We start from the raw sequence: 19,848 nt of genomic DNA, 5'->3' as shown, positions 1-19,848 counted from the left end.
GACGTACACATGAACCAAGGCCCCACCGAGACCTGGGGGCGCGGCACCGCGCCGGGGACCCTCGTCGCCCTGCTGCGCCACCACGCCGAACACCGGCCGGACGCGCTCGCGTACCGCTTCCTCGGCACCGCCGGCACCCCGGCACCCGAGGGCGGCACCACCTCCGCGGCCGGCTCCGGCTCCGGCTCCGACTCCGACTCCGACTCCGGCCCCGGCTCCGGCTCCGGCTCCGGCTCCGGCTCCGGCTCCGGCGAGCGTTCCTGGACGTTCGCCGAGCTCGACCTGCGGGCGCGGCGCGTCGCCGCCCTGCTCCAGCACGAGGGCGCGGCCGGCGACCCGGTGCTGCTCCTGCACCCGCCCGGCCTCGACTACATCGCCGGTTTCTTCGGCTGCCTCTACGCGGGGGCCGTCGCCGTCCCCGCCTATCCGCCGGACACGCGCCGCTTCGGCCAGACCATGCCCCGGCTCGCCTCGATCGCCCGGGACTCGGGGGCCGCGCACGCGCTGACCACGGGCGGCCTGTCGCGGTTCGCGGACGACCGGAAGGACGACCTGGCCGCGCTCGGGCTCGGCGGGCTGCGGTGGCTGGTGACGGGCGGCGGCGCCGGGGCGGCGGGCGGGACGGACCCGGCGGCGGACAGCGGCGCCGGGCACGGGGACACCGTGGGCGCGGCCGACTGGTGCCCGCCGGACGTCACCGGCGACTCGCTCGCCTTCCTCCAGTACACCTCCGGCTCGACGTCCGCCCCCAAGGGCGTCATGGTCAGCCACGGCAATCTGCTGCACAACCTCGCCGCCATCCACCGCAGGCTGGCGCACGACGCGGACTCGCAGATGGTGTCGTGGCTGCCGCCCTACCACGACATGGGCCTGATCGGCGGCATCCTGTCGCCCCTGTACGGCGGGTTCCCCGCGCATCTGATGGCGCCGATGTCGTTCGTGCGGCGCCCGTTGCTGTGGCTGGAGACCCTGTCCGACACGCGGGCGTCGACCAGCGTCGCCCCGAACTTCGGCTTCGAGGCGTGCGTCCGCAGGATCACCGACGAGGAGCGCGACCGGCTCGACCTGAGCCACTGGCGGCTCGCCCTGAACGGCGCGGAGCCGGTGCGGGCCGGGACCCTGGACCAGTTCGTCGAGCGGTTCGCCCCGAGCGGGTTCCGGCGGGGCGCGCTGCTGCCCTGCTACGGCCTCGCGGAGGCCACCCTGATGGTGACGGGCGTGCACGCCCACGAGCCGCCCGCCGTCGGGGAGTTCGACGCGGCGGCGCTCGGCGCGGGGGTCGCCGCCGAGGCCACCCACGCCGGGAGGGCGGCCGGGGGCCGGGTGACGCGGGTCGTCGCCTGCGGCCCGGCCGTCGACGGCATGGACGTGGCGATCGTGGACGCGGCGGCGCGGCGACGGGTGTCCGGCGAGGGGACGATCGGTGAGGTGTGGCTCGCGGGCGGCAGTGTGGCGCGGGGCTACTGGCGCCGCCCCGAGGCCACCGCGGAGAGCTTCGGCGCCCGCCTGGAGGGCGAGTCCGACACGCCGTACCTGCGCACCGGCGACCTGGGGTTCCTGCGCGACGGCCAGCTGCACGTCGTCGGCCGCACCAAGGACGTCGTCATCGTGCAGGGCCGCAACATCTACCCCCACGACATCGAACTCACCGTGGAACAGGCCGACCCGGCCGTCCGCGCGGGCTGCGGCGCCGCCTTCGCCGTCGAGGTGGACGGCGCCGAACACCTGGTGGTGGCGTACGAGACCGACGACCGCCGGGCCGCCGACACGCCGGGCCTGCTCGCCCGGCTGCGGTCCGCGATAGCCGACGAGCACGAGGTCACGCCGCACGCCGTGGTCCTGCTCAAGCGGTCCACGGTGCACCGCACCACCAGCGGCAAGATCCAGCGGCAGGCGTGCCGCAAGGACTTCCTGGGCCTCGGCCTGAACGTGGTGGCGGCCAGCGTCACCCGCGAGGCACCGGACCCGGCCGCGCGGGACGGGCGGCGGCGACCGGGGCAGCCGGTGGGCGCGGTGGTCGAGGAGGTCCTGCGGGCGTACGTCCCGGACGTCTCCGGCGTCGCCACCCGCACGTTCGCCGACCTCGGCCTCGACCATGCCCGGCTGCTGCTCGTCGTACGGGATCTGGAGCGGCGCCTCGGGGTGCCGGTCCCGGTCGGGGAGCTGCTCGTACGGCCGCGGGTCGACACGCTGACCGGGCTGCTCGCGGAGCGGGTGCCCGACAGCGGGACCTGGGACCCGGACTCCGTGGCGGCGTGGCTGACCGGCAAGGTCGCCGAACGCCTGGGGCTGGCCGCGACGGCGGTCGACCCGTCCCTGCCGCTCGCGTCGCTGGGCCTGGACTCCAAGCAGGCCGTGGCGGTCCTGGCGGAGCTGAGTGCCCGGACCGGCCGTGAGATCCCCGCGTCCGTGGTCTTCGACCATCCGACGATCAGCGCGATCGCCGCCCACCTCGCCGCGACCGGCACGGAGGCGACCACGGCGGGCTCCGGGCCGTCGGCGTCCGTGGCCCAGGGGCAGGGCGACGCGCCCGAGCCGATCGCGGTCGTCGGGATCGGCTGCCGCTTCCCCGGCGCACCCGACCCGGACAGCTACTGGCGGCTGCTGCGCGACGGCCGCGACGCGATCACCGAGGTGCCGCGCGGCCGGTGGGACGCCGGGCGCGTCGCGGCGCCGGACTTCGGCGGGTTCGTCGACGGCGTCGAGGAGTTCGACGCCCGGTTCTTCGGCCTGTCGGCGCGCGAGGCGCTCCGCATGGACCCGCAGCAGCGGCTGCTCCTGGAGACGGCCTGGACCACCCTGGAGGACGCGGGCCACGACCCGACGTCGTACGCGGGCAGTGCCACCGGCGTGTTCGTCGGCATCAGCAGCCACGACTACGCCGAGCTCCAGATGGGCCACCTCGACACCGTCGACGTGCACGGCGCGACCGGCAACGCGCACTCCATCGCCGCCAACCGGCTCTCCTACGCCCTCGACCTGCGCGGCCCGAGCCTCGCCCTGGACACGGCGTGCTCCTCGTCCCTGACGGCCGTCCACCTGGCGTGCGACAGCCTGCGCCGGGGCGAGTGCGCGACGGCCCTCGCGGGCGGCGTGAACCTGATGCTGACGCCCGGGCTCTCGGTGGCGTTCGCGGACGGCGGGATGCTGGCGGCGGACGGGCGCTGCCGGACGTTCGACGACGCGGCGGGCGGCTATGTGCGCGGCGAGGGCGCGGGCCTGGTCCTGCTCAAGCCCCTTGCGGCCGCCCTCGCCGCCGGCGACCGCGTGCACGCCCTGATCAGAGGCTCGGCCACCGGGCACGGCGGGCGCAGCAACGGCCTGACCGCGCCCAAGGGGTCCGCTCAGCGCGCCGTCATCGAACAGGCCCTGGCCCGCGCCGAGTTGAGCGGCAAGGAGATCGACTACGTCGAGGCGCACGGCACCGGCACGCCGCTCGGCGACCCGGTCGAGTGGGAGGGCCTCGCGGCGGCGTACGGCATGGGCCGCCCGGACGGCGCCCGCTGCCTGGTCGGCTCCGTCAAGACCAACATCGGGCACCTGGAGGCGGCCGCGGGCGTCGCGGGCCTCATCAAGGCGGCGCTCGTCGTGCGCGAACGCGAGGTGCCCCCGACGCTCCACCTGGCCACGCCCAACCGCCAACTCGACTGGCATGGCGCCGGGTTGGACGTACCGACCCGGCTGACGCCCCTGCCCGGCGCGGGCCCGGCGCGCGCCGCCGTCAGCTCCTTCGGCTTCGGCGGGGCGAACGCCCACGTCGTCCTGGAGTCCCCGCCCGACCCCGACCCCGCGCCCGCGCCGCCCGCGCGGCCGGTGCACGCCCTGTGCCTGTCGGGCCACACGCCGACCGCCCTGGCCACCCTGGCCCAGCGCTGGCGCACGCACCTGGCCGCCCGCCCCGACACGCCCCTCGCCGACCTGTGCCGCGGCGCCAGCACCGGCCGGGCCGTGCTCACGCACCGCGCGGTCGTCGTCGGCGGGTCCGCCGCCGCGCTCGACGCCGGGCTCGACGCGCTGGCCCGCGACGAGGCCTCGACGGCCGTGGTCCGCGCCGCCGCCGGGCACGGCCCCGAGCCGCACACGGCGTTCCTGTTCAGCGGCCAGGGCACGCAGTACCCGGGCATGGGCAAGGGCCTGTACGACACGCACGAGCCGTTCGCCCGCGCCATCGACCGCGCGGACGGCGTGCTGCGGCCGCACCTCGGCGTGCCCCTGACCGAGGTGCTCTTCGCGCCGGACGGCACGGACCGGCTGCGCGCCACGCGCTACTGCCAACCCGCCCTGGTCGCCCTGGAGATCGCGCTCGCCGAGCTGTGGCAGTCCCTCGGCGTCCGGCCCACCGCCGTGCTCGGGCACAGCGTGGGCGCGTACGCCGCCGCGTGCGTGTCCGGCGCGCTGTCCTTCGAGGACGCCCTCACGCTCGCCGCGACCCGCGGGCGGCTCATGGACGAGCAGCCGGGCGACGGCACGATGATCTCCTGCGCCGGGGACGCCGAGACGGTACGAGAAGTGGCTTCCCGGTACGGGACGTTGGCGGTGGCCGCCGTCAACACGCCGACCCACCTGGTGCTTTCCGGCGACCGGGGCGAGGTCGAGCGGGCCCGCGCGGAGCTGGTGGCGCGGTCCGTCGTCGTCAAGCCGCTCACGGTGTCGGGCGCCTTCCACTCGCCGCTGATGGCGGGCGCCGCCGAGCCGCTGCGCGCGGCCGCCCGTTCCGTGCGGTTCGCCGAGCCCGCCGTCACCTGGGTGTCCGACGCCACCGGTGAGCCCGTCGACCGGATCGACGCCGACGCCCTGGTGGAGCACCTGCTCGGCACGGTGCGCTTCGCGGACGGCCTCGCGACCCTGCGCCGCCTCGGCTGCACGGCGTTCGTCGAGGTGGGACCGCACCCGACGCTGCTCGGCCTGGGGCGGGCGACGGCTCCGGCCGACGCCGGGTCCGAGGCGCCGCCCGCGCTGTGGCTGCCGTCGCTGCGCCGGGGCCGGGGCGGGGCCGTGCCCGGGGCGGCGGGCGACTGGGGGACGCTGCTCACGTCCCTGGGGCGGCTGCACTGCGCGGGCGCCGCAGTGGACTGGGCGGCGCTGGACGCGGGGCGGCGGGCGCCCCGGGTGGCGGTGCCGCACGCGGTGTGGGAGCGGGAGCCGTACTGGTTCACGGCACCCGCGGACGCGGCCACGGAACAGAGCGCGCCCACCCCCGTCGACGTACCGCGTGAGACCGCCCCCGGACCGGGCGGGACCGCGCTCATACCGCGCGAGCCGGTGGCCGCACCACCAGCGTCGACTCCCCTTCCCGCGACGGCGGAACACTCCCGTACCGGACGGCAGGAAGTGTTCGCGCAGGTGTCACGCGTCTGCGGCCACGCCGTCGCGCACATCCCGCGCGACGCCCGGCTCGGCGCGGACCTCGGCTTCGACTCGCTGATGCGCACCGAGCTGGAACGGGCCCTTGCGCGGCGGTTCCCCGGGCACTTGGACCAGAGCCGCGAGCGGTTGCCCGAGGACCCCACCGTGGGGCAGCTCGCCGACCTGCTGGCGGGCGCCGTAACCGTGCGGGACGAGGCGCACCCGGCCGCCGAGGCACCCGTGGCCCCGCGGCCCGGGCACACCGCCGAGGAGACGGCACCCGCCGTGCGGCAGGAGCGCGTCTTCGAGGAGTGGCCCGAGTACGCCGAACTGCAGGGGCGGCTGCGGCAGGCCACGGCCGACGGCGACAACCCGTACGGGCGCACCCACGAGGGGTTCAACGGCGGCCGGGCCAGCGTCGACGGCCGCCCCGTGCTGAACTTCTCCTCCTTCAACTACCTTGCCCTGTCCCACCATCCGCGGGTCCGCGAGGCGGCGCGCGCCGCCGTCGACCAGTACGGCACGTCCTGCTCGGCGACGCCGCTCCTGTTCGGCGAGACGCCGCTGCACCACGAACTCGACGCCGAGATCGCCGCGTTCCTCGGCACCGAGGCCGCGATCGTGTTCGCGGGCGGGCACGCCACGAACGTCGCGACCATCGGGCACCTCTTCGGCCCCGAGGACCTGATCCTGCACGACGAGTGGATCCACGACAGCGCGGTGCGCGGCAGCGTCCTGTCCGGCGCCCGGCGCAGGCCGTTCCCGCACAACGACTGGCGCGCCCTCGACCGGCTGCTCACCGCGGGCCGGCCCCGGGCCCGGCGGGCCCTCGTCCTCGTCGAGGGCGCGTACAGCCAGGACGGGGACCTGCCCGACCTGCCGAAGTTCATCGACGTCAAGCGTCGGCACGGCGCGCTGCTGATGGTCGACGAGGCCCACTCGCTCGGGGTGCTCGGCCGCACCGGGCGCGGCATCGGCGAGTACTTCGGCGTCGACCGCGCCGACGTCGACCTGTGGATGGGCACGCTCAGCAAGGCCGTCGGCAGCCTCGGCGGCTATGTCGCGGCGCGGCAGCCGATCGTCGAGTACCTGAAGTTCACCACGCCGCTGCACATCTTCAGCACCGGCATCTCCCCCGCCAACACGGCCGCCGCCCTGGAGGCGCTGCGGGTCGTGCGGGACGAGCCGGAGCGGGTGGCGCGGCTGCGGCACCTCGCCGAGCACTTCCGTGACGCGGCCCGCGCCCGCGGGTACGACATCGGCGTCTCGCGCGCGTCCGCGGTGGTCCCCGTCGTCATCGGCGGCTGGGAGGAGACCATGGCGCTCTCCAACGCGCTGCTCCGCCTCGGTGTGAACGTGATGCCGATCGGCCACCCCGCCGTCCCGCGCGACGAGTGCCGCCTGCGCTTCTTCATCAACGCCGACCACACCGAGCACGAACTCGACCGCGCACTCGACCTGTTGGGGCAAGCCATGGCGACACGCAAGCGGACGAACGGAACCTCGCGGACGGCGGGACACACCGGGACGGCGGCGCGCCGCGAGGCGCGACCGGGCCACGAGGCGGAGCCGGCCCACGAGGCCGACGGCCCGCACCACGAGGCGGCGGCGCCGCGCGCGGCAGAGCCGGTCACCGGGACCGAGCCGGGCACCACCTCCCCTGCGCCCGGTCCCGCCCCCTCCGCCCCCGACGTCCTCGTGGCGGGCGCCGGCGGTTTCATCGGCGGCCACCTCGCCCGCCGCCTCGCCGAACGCGGCCACCATGTGCGGGTCCTCGTCCGCGAGGGCAGCGACCGCTCCGCGTTCGCGGGCCTCGACGTCGACGTGGCCGTCGGGGACCTCGGCGATCCGGACAGCCTGCGCCGGGCGACGGCCGGGGTGCGGCACGTGTACAACTGCACGGGCCTGTCCGCCGACTGGGGCCCGTGGGCGGAGTTCCAGCGGGTCAACGTCGACGGCAGCCGCAACCTCGTCGACGCGGCCCGGCACGCGGGCACCGTCGAGCGTTTCCTGCACGTCAGCACCACCGACGTCTACGGCTACCCGGTGCGCCCCTGCGACGAGGACACGCCGCCGCGCGACATCGGCCTGCCGTACAACCGCAGCAAGCTCCTCGGCGAGCAGGCCGTGCGCGAGACGGCCGCGCGCGCCGGGCTGCCGCTGACCGTGGTGCGGCCGGTCAGTGTGTACGGGCCGCGCAGCAAGGACTTCGTCGTCGAGATCGCGACGCTGCTCCTGAGCCGCCAGATGGTGTACATCCGGGGCGGCCACGTACCGGCGGGGCTCCTGTACGTGACCAACGCGGCCGACGCGATGATCGCCGCCTGCGCGTCCGAGGCCGCCGCGGGCCGCACGTACAACCTGCGCGATCCCGACCGCACCACCTGGCGCGCCTACGTCGAGGCACTGGCCCGCGGCCTCGGTGCGAAGCCGCCGTCGCTGAGCCTGCCCGCGCCGCTCGCGCGCGGCGTCGCGACGCTGTCGGAGGGGGTGTACGGGGCGCTGCGGATCACGTCGCGGCCGGTCCTCACCCGGCACGCGGTGCACCTCTTCGACCGCGACCAGTCGTACGCCATCGACCGTGCCCGCGACGACTTCGGCTTCAAGGGCGAGGTGGGCTTCGAGGAGGGGGTGCGGCGCACGCTCGCCTGGCTCGACTCGCCCGAGGGCCGCGCCCGGGTGCCGCGCTGAGGCCCGCCCGCAGGCCAGACCGACCCGAGCCCGAGAGGACATCCGCCGTGCACGTCACCGAACGGCCGCAGGCGCCGGTCGGCTCCTGGTTCGCGGGCCCCGGCTTCGAGCCCGCGCCGGGGGCCGCCGGGCCCGCGGCCGGGTCCCCGCCGGGGACCGCCGCCCTCCCCGGGGCCGGGCCCGCGCCGGGCGCGCCCGCCCCCCGCCCCCGCCTGATCTGCTTCGGCTACGCGGGCGGCACCCCGTCCGTGTACCGCGACTGGCCGGACCTGCTCGGCCCCGGCGTCACGGTCGTGCCGGTGCTGCTCCCGGGGCGCGGGCTGCGGCTCGCGGAGGAGCCGTACACCGCCATGGAACCGCTGGCCCGCGACGTGACCGACGCGCTCGTGGCGGCCGGACACGTCGACGACTACGCCCTGTTCGGGCACAGCATGGGCGCGCTCCTGGCCTACGAGGTCGCCTGCGCGCTCCGGGAGCGCGGGCGGCCGGGCCCCGGGCACCTGTTCGTATCCGGCAGCCGGGCCCCGCACCTGTACGGCGGCCCGGCCGACCAGGCGCTCGGCGACGACGACCTGCGCCGACTCGTGCACGACCTGGGCGCCCTCGACCCCGACGACCGGGTGGGCGGCTCCTACCTGGAGCGCAGGCTGCCGGTCCTGCGCGCCGACCTCACGCTCTGCGCCCGCTACCGCTGGCGGCCGCGCCGACCGCTCGACTGCCCGATGACGGCGTTCTCCGCCGTCCCCGACCCGGTGGCGCCCCCGGACCACGTCGAGGCGTGGCGGACGTACACCAGCGCCTCGCTCCTGCACCACCGGGTGCCGGGCGGCCACTTCTATCTGAACGGACCCGCACGGCTTCCGCTCCTTCGTGAGCTGCGCGCCGAACTCACCCGTACCGCCGAGGAGAGGGAACCCTCATGGACCTACTGAGGCTGGCCAGGGCCGTCAAGGACCGGGCCCAGGAACCGTTCACGGAACTCGCCGCGATGGCACGCATCGTCGCCGACCCCCGCCTGCCGCTGCTTCTCGTCCTCAACCGGACGCTGTTCACGCCGCTCTATCGCGCGTCGTTCCTCGCCGCCGCGGCGGGCTCCGGCGTCCTCGGGTGCCTGGCGGCGCGCCCCTGCGACCTGGAGAGCCTCGCCGAGCACCTGGAGAGCGGGCCCGACGACCGGCAGCGGCTGCGCGCCTGGCTGGACATCGGTGTCCAACTGGGCGAACTGGACCGGCGCGAGGGCTGCTACCGCCTGCGCAGCCGCACCGCCAAGGCGCTCGCGCAGGTCGGCAACGACGCCGTCGCGGGCGCCCTCGAAGAGCTGCTCCGTTTCCATGTGCCCGCGCTGCGCGACGCCCCGCGCATGCTCAAGGACGGCAGCCGCTTCGAGCTGTCCGACCAGGACGGCCTGGTCATCGCCCGCTCCACGCTGGTCGTACGCGGCTTCGTGGAGGAGGCCATCAGCCGGACGCTGCCGCGCACCACGCCGGTGCGGCTCCTGGAGGTCGGCTGCGGCAGCGGCGCGTACGTGCGGTACGCCGCCGGACTCAACCCGCGCCTCACGGCGCTCGCCGTCGACCTGCAGGCGGAGGTCGCCGGGCAGGCCGCGAAGAACATGGCGCACTGGGGCCTCGCCGACCGCGTCGAGACCCGCGCGGGCGACCTGCGCACGCTGGACCTGCAACCGCAGTTCGACGTGGTGACGCTGCACAACAACATCTACTACTTCCCCGAGGAGGAGCGCGCCGAAGTCCTCGCGCGCGCCCGCTCGTTCCTCGCCCCCGGCGGCACCCTGCTGCTCACCTCCTCGTGCCGGGGCAGCGGCACGCTGGGGCTCGACGTGCTCAACCTGTGGTTCGAGTACGCCGGTTTCGGCGGGCCGCTGCCGCTGGCCGACGAGCTCCTCGACCAGTTGCGCGCGGCGGGCTTCGACGGCGTACGGGCGACGCGGCTGCTGCCCGGCCAGGCGTTCCGCTCGTTCGTCGGCACCAACCCCGTGACCGGGTCCGCCGTCCCCGCCCCGGCCCGCTCCGGCTCCCCCACCACCGCCGAGGAGGCCGCGTCATGACGACGAAGGCGACCACCGAATCCGCCCCCACCATCGAGGCCCGCACCGACCCCGGCACCGACACCGACCCCGCCCGCACCCCCGCCCCGCACGCCGACCTCGTGGCCGTCCTCGGCCGCCCCCACCCCGCCACCCCCGACGAACTCGGCGGCAAGGCGGCCCGCCTCGACGAGCTGACCGCGGCGGGGCTCCCGGTACCGCCCGCGTTCTGCCTGACCACCGGGCTCTTCGACGTCTTCCTGCGCGAGAGCGGCCTCGCCGCCGAGATCCGCGGCGCCGAGGCCCGCGGCGAACCCGCCCTCACCGTCCGCGAGTCGATCCTCGCCCGGGACGTCCCGGAGCCGGTCGCCCGCACGATCCTCACGGCCTACGAGGAGCTGGGCCGCCCCCGGGTCGCGGTGCGCTCGTCCGCGCCGCGCGAGGACTCCGCCGAGCGGTCCTTCGCGGGCCAGCACGACACGGTCCTCGACGTGTCGGGCGACGCGGCGCTGCTCGACGCGGTCAAGGTCTGCTGGGCCTCGCTGTGGTCGGACCGGGCCGCGGCCTACCGGGCGGGCGGCGGCCCGGCTGGCTCCATCGCGGTCGTCGTGCAGGAGATGGTGCCCGCCGACGTCAGCGGGGTGCTCTTCACCGTCGATCCGGTCGGCGGCAGGCCCAACCGGCTTGTGGTGGAGGCCTGTTGCGGGCTCGGCGAGGGCCTGGTGTCGGGCAGGGTGTCCAGCGACTTCTTCGTGGTGGACGACCGGACGCTCGACGTCGTCGAGGAACGCGTGCGGTACAAGGTCACCAAGTGCGCGCCGCTCGCGCCCGGCCGCATCGGCCTGACGAAGGTCGACGCCGCCGACCGGGACGCCCCCTGCCTGACCCGGGACCAGCTCGCGGCGCTCGCCCGGCTCGCCCTGGAGATCCGGGACGGCTGCGGCGTGGAGCAGGACATCGAGTGGGCCCTGCGCGACGGCACGCTGTACCTGCTCCAGGCCCGGCCCATCACCACCCGGCCCCGGCCCGAGGCCTCCGACGGCGCCCACAGCCCTTATCTGCCGGGCCTGTTGGCGAAGCAGCCGGACGCCGTGCGGCACGGCACCCTGTGGTCGCGGATGGACATCGGCGAGATCTTCGTCGGCCTGATGTCCCCGCTCGGCCTGAGCTTCGCCCGCCACTACCAGGACCACGTCCACGGCGACTGCGCGGCGGCCCTCGGTGTGCGCGACACCGGCGACGTCGACCTGCACATGGGCTTCTTCCAGGGCCACGTCTACCTGAACATCTCCTACACCGCCTATCTGCTCGGCCAGGCCCTGCCCACCCGTGACCAGCGGCACTTCACCCGCCGCTTCGTCAGCGAGGAGGTGGACCTGGCCACGTACAAGAACCCCTTCGGGACGTTCCCCGGCGGCCTGGAGGACCTGCTCTCGACGACGCACTGGCTGCGCGCCACGGCCAACGAGATGGTGGTGATGAAGGGCCGCGCCCGCGACATGGCCGCGGCCCGCCTCTACGAGTTCGACCGCGCCCGGCGCCTGGACCTCACCCGCATGAGCCGCCGCGAGCTGCACGCCGAACTCGGCCGCTACCTCGACTACTTCCACGACGCGCACGTCGGCTACATGCCGTACTACATCAACGCGTTCGGGTTCTACGGCATCCTCACCGAGCTGTGCGCGAAGTGGCTCGGCGCCGCCGGCGACAACCTGCAGAACCGCATCAAGACGGACATGTCGAGCCTGCGCACCGTGGCGTCGGCGCAGGAGATCTGGAGCGTCGCGCAGGCCGCGAAGGCCAGGCCCCGGGTCATGGAGATCATCGAGGCGGCGCCCCTCGACGAGGTCGCGGACCGGCTGCGCGCCGACCCCGACGGCGAGGCGTTCTGGCAGGCGGAGCTGGAGCCGTTCCTGCGCGCCAACGGCACCCGCGGCCGCCAGGAGATGGAGCTCACCCACCAGCGCTGGATCGACGACCCGTCCTACGTCTTCCAGATGATCCGCCGCTACGCCGCCGACGGCTTCACCGCCGACGACATCATGGGCCGCAGCCGCGCCCGCCAGGAGGGCGACGTCCGGGCGGTCCTCAAGGAGCTGCCGCTGCCGCGCCGCACCACCATCGAGGGCGTCATCTCGATGTACGCCCTGTGCAGCGAGCTGCGCGAGGCCACCCGCATGTCGATGATCACGTCGATCTGGCTGGTCAGGAACATCGTGTACGAGGTGGGGCGGCGGCTCGTCGAGGAGGGCGTGCTGCACTCCCTGGACGAGGTCGCCTACCTCGACTTCGCGGACGTGCGCCGCTATCTGGCCGGTGCGCTGCCCGCGCGCGAGGCGTTCCCGCGGGCCGCGATCGAGGAGCGGCGGCGCCTGCACGAGTACCACAACCGGCTGCCGGAGCCGCCGCTCACCTTCGTCGGCGAGCACGACGGCACCCGCGCGGTACGGCCCGTGAAGGACGGGGCGCGCCTGGACGGGCTCGGCTCCAGCCCCGGCCGGATCGTCGGCCGGGCCCGCATCGTCGAGGACCTGGTGTGGCAGGCCGACGAGTTCCAGGCGGGCGAGATCCTCGTGACCCGGCACACCGACGCGTCCTGGACGCCGCTGTTCGCCATCGCGGGCGGAGTGGTCACCGACATCGGCTCGATGCTCTCGCACAGCTCCATCGTGTCGCGGGAGTTCAACGTGCCCTCGGTGGTCAACACCAAGTACGCCACGCAGGTGATCAACACCGGCGACATGGTCATGGTCGACGGCGACACGGGGGTCGTCGAGGTCGTCGAGGGCTGAGGGCCGAGAGCCGACGGCGGCGCGGGGCACGGCACGGCAGGACATCGCGAGGCACGAGAGGAACACGAGAGGAAACGGGAGTTCCCCATGATTCCGAACCAGTGGTATCCGATCCTGCGGACGCAGGACATCAAACGTGACGCGCCGACCGGCGTGCGCCGCCTGGGCGAGGAGCTGGTGCTCTGGCGCGACCTGCGCGGCAAACTGGTCTGCCAGTCCGCGCGCTGCCCCCACAAGGGCGCGAACCTCGCCGACGGCCGGCTCGTCGGCAACTCCATCGCCTGCCCGTACCACGGCTTCCGGTTCGGCACCGAGGGCTCCTGCCGACTGGTGCCCGCGCTCGGCTCCGAGGGCCGCATTCCGGCGTCGCTGCGGATCGAGACGTACGAGGTGCGCGAGGAGCACGGCCTGGTGTGGCTGTGGTGGGGCGACAAGCGCGCGCAGCTGCCGAAGATCGAGCTGCCCCACGAACTCGCCGAGCACCCGCGGCCGTACGAGACCATCACCTTCAGCCGCCCGGTCCACTACACGCGCTACATCGAGAGCCTGCTCGAGTTCTACCACGTGACGTTCGTGCACCGGGATCACTGGGCGAACATCATCGACTACACGTTCATGTACGGCAGTTGGAACAAGCTGTGGGCGGACGGGCGCGAGCGCTACATCGCCGCCAACAAGATCGTGGACCATCGCGTCGATGTGGACGGCACGACCATCCGCTCCACCTTCGACCAGTGCGAGGAGGGCAACCCCGACAACAGCTGGCACTTCAACCTCATCTACCAGGCCCCCTGCATGACCCACGTCCGCCAGGGCCTGCTGGAGGTCACGACCTGGCTCGTGCCCATCGACGAGCACCACACCCAGGCCATCATGCGCCTCTACGAGTACCCGCTGCTCAAGTGGATGGTGCCGTTCAAGCCGCTGCGGCCGCTGATCCTGCGGCTGTCGCTGATGATGGAGCAGTACGTCCAGGACCAGCAGGACAACGACATCATGGCGCGCCAGGAACCCAAGGTCAGCGAGCGCGGGGTGAACAAGTTCATCGCTGTCGACGAGATGAACGCCAAGTTCCTGCAGCTGCGGGACCGGTTGAAGGCGGAGGCGCGCGCGGAGGCCGAGGCCCGGGACGCGGACCGTGCACCGGAGCCGGTGCCGGGCGCCGACGAGCCCTTGGCGGTGCCCGGGACGGCCACCACCAACGGCACTGGCAAGGGCAATGGGAATGGCAATGGCGGCAAGCGGGCGCGGAAAGGCGCCCGCGCGGGCGGGCTCAGCAGGACCACGACCTGACCCCGGCGCGCGTTCCGGCGCCGATCGCCGGAACGTGCGCCGCGCGCCGGACCGTGGCCACGCGCCGGACCGTGGCCGGGGTCAGGACCGTGGCCGGGGTCAGGGCCATGGCCGAGGTCAGGACCACGGCCGGGGTCAGGACGAGGCGACCCGCAGCGACACCGTCCCCGACCGCCCGCGGCCCTCGGCGTCCGTGAGGTTCCGGGTCACGCCCGCCCACCACTGGGCGCCCTCCTCGATGTGGCGCAGCAGGATGCCCTCGCGGACCGCCCAGGGGCAGATGTCGGCCGACGTGATGCCCATGAGCTTCATGGCCGTGTGCCCGACGACCGCCCCGGCCAGGCTCTGGGCCGCCCGGGGCGCCGAGATCCCCGGCAGCCGGGCGCGCTCGGCCGCGGGCAGCAGCGCGAGCCGGTCCTTGGCCCAGCGCAGCGCGGACCGGTCGAGCCGCCGGGGCACGAACAGGCCGTGCCGTCCCGGCACTTCACCGGTGAGCCGCGCCAGCTGCTGGAACGTCCGCGAGGTGGCGACGGCCGTGCGCGGCCCCTCCCAGCGGACCCGCGCCGCCACGTCCCGGAGCTGATGGCGCACGCGGCGCCGCAGCGCCTTGAGGGCCTGCGGGGTCGGCGGGTCCTCGCCGTGCAGGAACTCGTGCGTGAGCCGGTTCGCGCCGAGCGGCAGCGACGCCGCGAAGTCCGGCAGCCGCCCACGCCCGAACGCCACCTCCAGCGAGCCGCCGCCGATGTCGAACAGGACGAGCGGCCCCGCCTGCCAGCCCAGCCAGCGGCGCGCGCCGAGGAACGTCAGCTCGGCCTCCAGCTCACCGGGCAGCGTGCACAGCCCGACGCCGGTGCTCGCCCGCACGGCGCGCAGCACGTCGAGGCGGTTCGGCGCGTCCCGCACCACGGCGGTCGCGAAGGCCAACGGCTCCTCGGCGCCCCACCGTTCGGCCGTCACCGCGGCCTCGTCGACGGCGCGCACGAGGTGCCGGACGGCGTCCTCGTCCAGCGGCCCGCCGGGCGCCACCCGCTCGCCGAGCCGCAGCTTCCACTTCGCCGTGTGCACGGGCAGCGGCGCCCCGCCCGCGGCATCCGCCACCACGAGGCGCACCGTGCGCGATCCGACATCCAGCACGCTCACTCGCATGAGCCCTCAGTACCCACCCCTCGTCCCCACACGCCCCACGGTTCCGACACCCTCCGTTTCCTCACACTTCTTCCGAACGCCATCTTTCCGCCAACCAGCGCTCGCGGAAAGGTCATTTCGCTCCCTGATCCAACCGCTCCTTTCTAGCGTGGCCCTATGACTGCTGCCGCCGCACCGCCCGGACACCTCCACGACCTGGTCCTGCGCGGGGGCCGGGTCCTCGATCCCGAGACCGGTCTCGACGCGATCGCCGACGTGGCCGTGACGGCCGGGACGATCTCGGCAGTCGCGCCGACGGCCCCGGCCGCCCCGGCGCCCGCGGCGTCCCCCCAGCCGCCGTGGCGGCTGGCCGCGCGCCGGACGCTGGACGTGACGGGCCTCGTCGTCGCCCCCGGCTTCATCGATCTGCACAGCCACTCCCACACTGTCGCCGGGCACCGCCTCCAGGCCCTCGACGGCGTGACGACGGCCCTGGAACTCGAACTCGGCCTCTCCCCCGTCGACGAGGCCTACCGGCAGGCCGCCGCCGAGGGCCGACCCCTCAACTACGGCTTCTCCGCCTCCTGGGCGCAGGCCCGGATGGCCGCCGTCGGCGGGCTCCCGCACGGCGGCGGCGCCGCGGCCGCCCTGGACCACCTGGGCAACGGCGCCTGGCAGCGCGAGGCCACCCGGCTCCAGGAGGACGCGCTGCTCGAACTGTTGCGCCGCGACCTCGCCGACGGCGCCCTCGGCATCGGCCTGATCGTCGGCTACGCCCCCCGGATCCGGCCCGAGGAGTACCTGGCCGTCGCCCGCCTCGCCGCCCGCACCGCCCAGCCGACCTTCACCCACGCCCGGAGCCTCGTCGAGCAGGTCGCGGACACCCCCGTCGACGGCGCCGAGGAGATCGCGCGGGCGGCGGGCGAGACCGGCGTGCACGCGCACTACTGCCATGTGACGTCGACGTCGCGGCGGCACACCGAGCGGGTCCTCGCCCTCATGGACCGGACCAGGGCCGAGGGCGGCCGGGTCTCCACCGAGGCCTATCCGTACGGCGCGGGCATGACCGCCGTCGGTGCCGCGTTCCTCGAACCGGACCTGTTGCCCGCCGCCGGGCTCGACGTCACGGACATCGTCCTCGCGACGACGGGCGAGCGGGTCCGCGACACCGCCCGGCTGCGCGAGCTGCGCGCCGCCGACCCGGGCGCCCTCGCCGTGCTGCACTTCCTCGACGAGACCGACGCCCACGACCGGTCGTTCATCGACCGGGCCCTGCTGCACCCGACGACGGTCGTCGGCTCGGACGCGATGCCGCTGACGTGGACCGGCCCGGCGCCGGACCCCCTGGCGTGGCCGCTGCCGCCGGGCGCCGCGGTCACCCACCCGCGCACCGCGGGCACGTTCTCCCGGATGCTGCGCCGGTACGTCCGCGAACTCGGCGCCCTCGACCTCCTCGACGCGGTCGGCCGCGCCACCCTGGGGCCCGCGCGCGTGCTGGAGTCCGGTGTGCCCGCGCTGCGCCACAAGGGGCGGGTCCAGGTGGGGTGCGACGCCGACCTCGTCGTCTTCGACCTGGCGACGGTCGGCGACCGGGCCACGTACGCCGACAGCGTCCGGCCGTCGGTGGGGTTCGCCCATGTGCTGGTCGGCGGGACGCCGGTGGTGGCGGACGGGGAGGTGGTGGCGGGGGCGCTGCCGGGGCGGGCGGTGCGGCGCTGAGGGTCCGGACCCGCCGCCGGGAGGTGCACGCGCCGTCCGGTCAGGGCGAAGGCGGGCCGACAGCGGCCTGTGCGACCGTGTCGACCCGCCTCGGGACAGGTTCCCCGCCTCAGGTCCGGCGGGGTGCCGCTCCTGGCACTCCGCGCCCGCCCCGGGCCGGGCCGGGCGTCAGCCCCGGTACTGCGGCTCGGGCTGGCGCACCTGCGGCGGCACCTGCTGCTGCGCGGCGAGCCGCCGGGACAGCTTCTCGCCCTCGACGTCCATGTTCGGAAGCAGCCGGTCGAGCCACTTCGGCAGCCACCACGCCGACTTGCCGAGCAGCGCGAACAGCGCGGGCACGATGGTCATGCGGACGATGAAGGCGTCGAAGAGGACGGCGACAGCGAGACCGAAGCCGATCATCTTGATCAGGTCGTTCTCCTCCATGATGAAGCCGGAGAAGACACTGATCATGATCAGCGCGGCCGCGGTGACCACACGCCCGCCGTAGTGGAAGCCGGTGACCACCGACTCGCGCGGCTCGACGCCGTGGACGTACGCCTCGCGCATCCGCGTCACCAGGAACACCTCGTAGTCCATCGCGAGGCCGAAGACCACACCGATCATGAAGACCGGCATCGTGCTCATGATCGGGCTGGGCTGATCGACGCCGAAGACGTCCGCGAGCCACCCCCACTGGAAGACCGCCACCACCGCGCCGAACGCGGCGGACACCGAGAGCAGGAATCCGAGCGCCGCCTTCAGCGGCACCAGGATCGAGCGGAAGACCAGCATCAACAGGAGGAAGGCCAGGCCGACGACCGTGCCCAGATAGGGCAGGAGCGCGTCGTCGAGGGTCTTGGAGAAGTCGATGAACATGGCCGTCTGGCCGGTGAGCAGGATCTCGGGACCGTGGTCGGCCTCGATGTCCCTTGCCACTCCTCGCAGGGATTTGACCAGGTCCTTGGTCTCGTCCTCGGCCGGTCCCGTCTTGGGCACGACGTTCACGATGGCCGTGTCGTTGGCCTTGTTGGGCGAGGCAGGACCGACCGACTCGACGCCGGGCTCCTTCTCCATCCGCTTGCGCACGGTCTCGGCCTGGGCCTTGACGTTCTTGCCCTCGATGGTGACCATCAGCGGCCCGTTGAAGCCCTTGCCGAAGGAGTCCGACATCATGTCGTAGGCCTTGCGCTGGGTGGTGTCCGTCGCCATCGTGCCCTCGCCGGGCAGACCGAGCTTCATGCTGGCGGCCGGTACGGCGACCGCGCCGAGGCCCACGACGGCCAGCAGGAGGACGGCGACCGGGTGGCGCAGGATGAAGCGCGCCCAGCGGGCACCGAGGTTCGGCTGCTGCCGCTTGCTGGCCCGCTCCTCCGCCTTGCGCTGCTTCTTCTCCGACAGTGGCTTGCCCTTGTACTGGGCGCGGTCCTTGCGGGCGAGCACCTTGACGGGCGCGAAGCCGAGGAGCGCGGGGACGAGCGTCACGGCGATGAGGACGGCGATCGCGACGGTGCCCGCGGCGGCCATGCCCATCTTCGTGAGCATCGGGATGTTGACGACGGCCAGGCCCACCAGGGCGATGATGACGGTGAGTCCGGCGAAGACGACGGCCGTGCCCGCGGTGCCCACGGCCCGCCCGGCCGCGTCCGGGCGTTCGCGGCCCTCGGTGATCTCCGATCGATAGCGGGAAACGATGAACAGGGCATAGTCGATGCCGACCGCGAGGCCGATCATCATGGCCAGGGTCGTGGTCGTGGACGACAAGCCGAGGGTGGAGCCGAGCGCGGTGATGCCGGCGATACCGACGCCGACACCGACGAGCGCGGTGAGCAGCGACATGCCGGCGGCGATCATCGAGCCGAAGGTGAGGATGAGGACGATCGCGGAGACGGCGATGCCGATCCCTTCGGCGGAACCGCCCATGGACTGCTCGACCTTGACGGCGTCACCGCCCGCCTCGGCCTTGAGTCCGCTCTTGCGGGCGTTCTCCAGCATCTTGTCCAGGGCGTCGTGCGCCTTGTCGTTCACCTTGGTCTGGACGACCTTGTAGGTGGCGGACACATAGACGGTGGACTTGTCCTTGCTGACGGCCGCGTTGCCCGCGTAGGGGTCGCCGACGCTCGCCACCTGGGGCGCCTCGCGCAGCTCGGCGATGACCTTTTTGACCTTGGCCTTCTCGCCCGCGGCGGTGATGTCCCCGCCGCCGGGCACCCGCAGGACCACACGGGCCGTGGCGCCGTCGGCGCTCGCGTCCGGGAACTTGTCCTCAAGGAGGTCGTACGCCTTCTGCGACTCCGTGCCCGGCATCGAGAACGTGTCGACGGGGGGCGTCGGCGCGGACGAGGCAGCGTAGCCCACCCCGCCGAAGATCAGCACCCAGAGCAGTGCCATCAGGCCGCGTCGCCGGAAGGCGAAGCGGCCGAGTTTGTACAGGATGGTAGCCACGGCGAAGGGACTCCCGTCGGGTAGTCAGGAACAGGGGACAGTGCGAGAACCGCGGCGGCGGTCCCGATGCGCGTCGCCGTGGGACGCGAGCCGGAGCTCGTCGACGTACCACGTGATGCCCATAGCACTACGATGGCACCATAATGGAGCCACAGCAAGCCACCATGGCACACATTCGGCGCCAGCGCGCCGCCATCCCGCATCGACACCACTCCCGGCGGGGAATCGACGGCGAGCAAGGGCCTTTCGAGTGCCCGTTCGGGCCCACTGGAGCGCGGGACGGCGTCACGAACGCACCCCTTCGGACGCCCGGGAGCAGCGAACCATCAGGTCGCCACCCGCTCGCCCGCGCCATCACCACACCCAGACCCGGAGGGGTTGCCGTAGCCGAGATTCAGCCAGCCGCCACAGGGG

Annotated in this window: 8 protein-coding genes; 6 read left to right on the top strand and 2 right to left on the bottom strand. The window is 74.2% G+C overall.

The window, feature by feature from the left end:
• Nucleotides 1-9: 9 nt before the first annotated feature.
• From IE274_RS26030 to IE274_RS26010, 5 genes are all read left to right on the top strand, one after another.
• Nucleotides 10-8,037, top strand: a complete 8,028-nt coding sequence (locus IE274_RS26030) for a type I polyketide synthase (protein WP_190118313.1) — start codon at nucleotides 10-12, stop codon at nucleotides 8,035-8,037.
• Nucleotides 8,038-8,084: 47 nt separating this feature from the next.
• Nucleotides 8,085-8,969, top strand: a complete 885-nt coding sequence (locus tag IE274_RS26025; protein ID WP_190118312.1) for a thioesterase II family protein — start codon at nucleotides 8,085-8,087, stop codon at nucleotides 8,967-8,969.
• Nucleotides 8,957-10,102: an SAM-dependent methyltransferase gene (locus IE274_RS26020; RefSeq protein ID WP_190118311.1), complete on the top strand. Its 1,146-nt coding sequence runs from the start codon at nucleotides 8,957-8,959 to the stop codon at nucleotides 10,100-10,102. The genes IE274_RS26025 and IE274_RS26020 overlap by 13 nt, the downstream gene beginning before the upstream one ends.
• Nucleotides 10,099-12,873, top strand: a complete 2,775-nt coding sequence (gene redH / locus IE274_RS26015) for an undecylprodigiosin ligase RedH (protein WP_229909810.1) — start codon at nucleotides 10,099-10,101, stop codon at nucleotides 12,871-12,873. Before IE274_RS26020 ends, redH begins: the two co-directional genes overlap by 4 nt.
• Nucleotides 12,874-12,960: 87 nt before the next feature.
• Entirely contained in the window at nucleotides 12,961-14,166 is a 1,206-nt protein-coding gene (locus IE274_RS26010; protein WP_190118310.1) for a Rieske 2Fe-2S domain-containing protein, read from the top strand.
• 135 nt (nucleotides 14,167-14,301) lie between these two features.
• On the opposite strand, the gene IE274_RS26005 is transcribed toward IE274_RS26010, so the two are convergent.
• A complete protein-coding gene (locus IE274_RS26005) occupies nucleotides 14,302-15,312 on the bottom strand; it encodes a Ppx/GppA family phosphatase (RefSeq protein WP_190118309.1) in 1,011 nt (336 codons plus the stop codon).
• A 156-nt stretch (nucleotides 15,313-15,468) separates the two neighbouring features.
• Between IE274_RS26005 and IE274_RS26000 the strand changes: the two genes are divergently transcribed.
• A complete protein-coding gene (locus tag IE274_RS26000) occupies nucleotides 15,469-17,010 on the top strand; it encodes an amidohydrolase family protein (RefSeq protein ID WP_190118308.1) in 1,542 nt (513 codons plus the stop codon).
• A 168-nt stretch (nucleotides 17,011-17,178) separates the two neighbouring features.
• On the opposite strand, the gene IE274_RS25995 is transcribed toward IE274_RS26000, so the two are convergent.
• A complete protein-coding gene (locus tag IE274_RS25995; protein ID WP_190118307.1) occupies nucleotides 17,179-19,434 on the bottom strand; it encodes an MMPL family transporter in 2,256 nt (751 codons plus the stop codon).
• Nucleotides 19,435-19,848 lie beyond the last annotated feature (414 nt).

This window comes from Streptomyces flavofungini (genome assembly GCF_014650815.1).
Lineage (GTDB): Bacteria > Actinomycetota > Actinomycetes > Streptomycetales > Streptomycetaceae > Streptomyces > Streptomyces flavofungini.
Note: the sequence above shows the minus strand (reverse complement) of the source record. Positions and strands in the feature narration are given on the sequence as shown.